Here is a 1846-nt window from a genome sequence, read left to right as displayed (position 1 = left end):
AGGTTGCTGGCCGAGCCGCATGTGGCGCTGGAGGCGCTGACCCGACAGCAGAGTACATTCACCCGGCAGGACATGGCGCGGTTCGTGGACCGGCATACGGCAGACGCGGAACAGTTCAGTGCTGTCATGGTTCGGGTGGCGGCGTGTCCGGATCTGGTTGCCCTCGGGAAAGACGGGCATGGGCGGGAGCGGTTTTCCACACGGGAGGTGATCGGGGTCGAGCAGCGTCTGGAAGAGGCGTCGCTTGCGATGGGGCGGGCCCAGGGGCATGCGGTGCCGCTGGCGGTGCGTCGGGTGGCGATGGCGCGGGACGGGCTTGGGGACGAGCAGGCGCTGGCGGTAGGCGAGGTCACGAAGTCCCGCGACCTGTCCGTCGTGGTCGGGTATGCCGGGACGGGGAAGAGCACCATGCTGGGTGTCGCCTGCGCGGCATGGGAAGAGGCCGGGTATCGGGTGCGCGGGGCGGCGCTGTCGGGGATCGCGGCGGAAGGGCTGGAAGCGGGGTCCGGGATCGAGAGCCGGACGCTGGCCTCCCTGGAGCGGGCGTGGGAGCGTGGGTTCGACCTGCTGGAGCGCGGGGACGTGCTGGTGGTGGATGAGGCCGGCATGGTGGGGTCACGGCAGATGGAGCGGGTGCTGTCGGCCGCGCGCGGTGCCGGGGCCAAGGTCGTGCTGGTGGGTGATCCCGAGCAGTTGCAGGCGATCGAGGCCGGTGGTGCGTTCCGGGCGGTGGCCGAGCGGGTCGGGTCGGTGGAGATCACGACGGTGCGCCGGCAGCGTGAAGGCTGGCAGCAGGCGGCCACGAAGGCGCTTGCGACCGGGCGGACGGATAGGGCGCTGGGGCGCTATGAGGCGGCCGGCCTGGTGCGCGGGCATGAGACGCTGGAAGAGGCGCGGGCTGGGGTGGTGGCCGGATGGGAGGAAGCCCGGCAGGCCGCGCCAGAGGACAGCCAGATCATGCTGGCGCACCGGCGTGTCGATGTGCGGGCGCTGAACGAGGCGGCACGCGCCATCCGGCGGGAGGCGGGTGAGCTGGGTGACGACGTGCTGGTGCCGACCGCCCAGGGCGAGCGGGTATTCGCGGACGGGGAGCGGGTCTACTTCCTGCGCAATGACCGGGAGCTGGGGGTAAAGAACGGCACGCTGGGCACGGTGCGGGGCATCACGGGGTCGGCCGAGGCCGGGGATCTCGTGCTGTCGGTGCAGCTTGACGGGCCGGGTGGGACCGGGCGCNGGCCGGGTCGTGTCCGTGTCGGTGGCGGATTATGACGCGCTGGATCATGGCTATGCGGCCACCATCCACAAATCGCAGNGGTGTGACGGTGGACCGGGCGCATGTGCTGGCGACGGGGAGCATGGACCGGCATGGGGCCTATGTGGCGCTGTCGCGCCATCGGGAGAGCGTGTCTGTCCATTGGGGCCAGGATGATGTGGGCGACCGCGACGGGCTGGTGCGGCGGCTGTCGCGCGAGCGGCTGAAGGATACCACGCTGGATTACCCGCAGGTCCGGGATCGGGATGCCGGGTTCGCGCGGCGGCGCGGGCTGCATGTCCCCGAGAGCGAGATCGTGGTGGGGCGTGAGAAGGTTGCCTCTGGCCCCCAGAAGGACAGGCAGTCCGAAGCTGTCCGTACGCCGGATCCGGCACCGGCACAGCGGAAGCGCGGGATGTTCGACGGGCTGGACCTGTCCGTGCGGGGGCGTGGCCGGGCGGCGGACAAAGACGTATCGGCCGGGATGGATGCCGGGGCCGGCAAGGGGGAAAGTGGGGCCGGGCGTGAGGCTCCCGCCTCGCCCTTTGCCGGGTTGCGGCTGCCGCGTGTGCAGCGCGCGCAGGTGCCGGCCGG

Annotated in this window: 1 pseudogene; it reads left to right on the top strand. The window is 71.6% G+C overall.

Annotation, left to right across the window (positions count from 1 at the left end):
- Positions 1–1846, top strand: a pseudogene (gene traA / locus NJLHNGOC_RS15455) (Ti-type conjugative transfer relaxase TraA); the annotation flags it as partial.

The organism is Novacetimonas cocois, from assembly GCF_003311635.1.
Classification (GTDB): domain Bacteria; phylum Pseudomonadota; class Alphaproteobacteria; order Acetobacterales; family Acetobacteraceae; genus Novacetimonas; species Novacetimonas cocois.
This window is presented reverse-complemented; position numbering and strand designations above follow the sequence as displayed.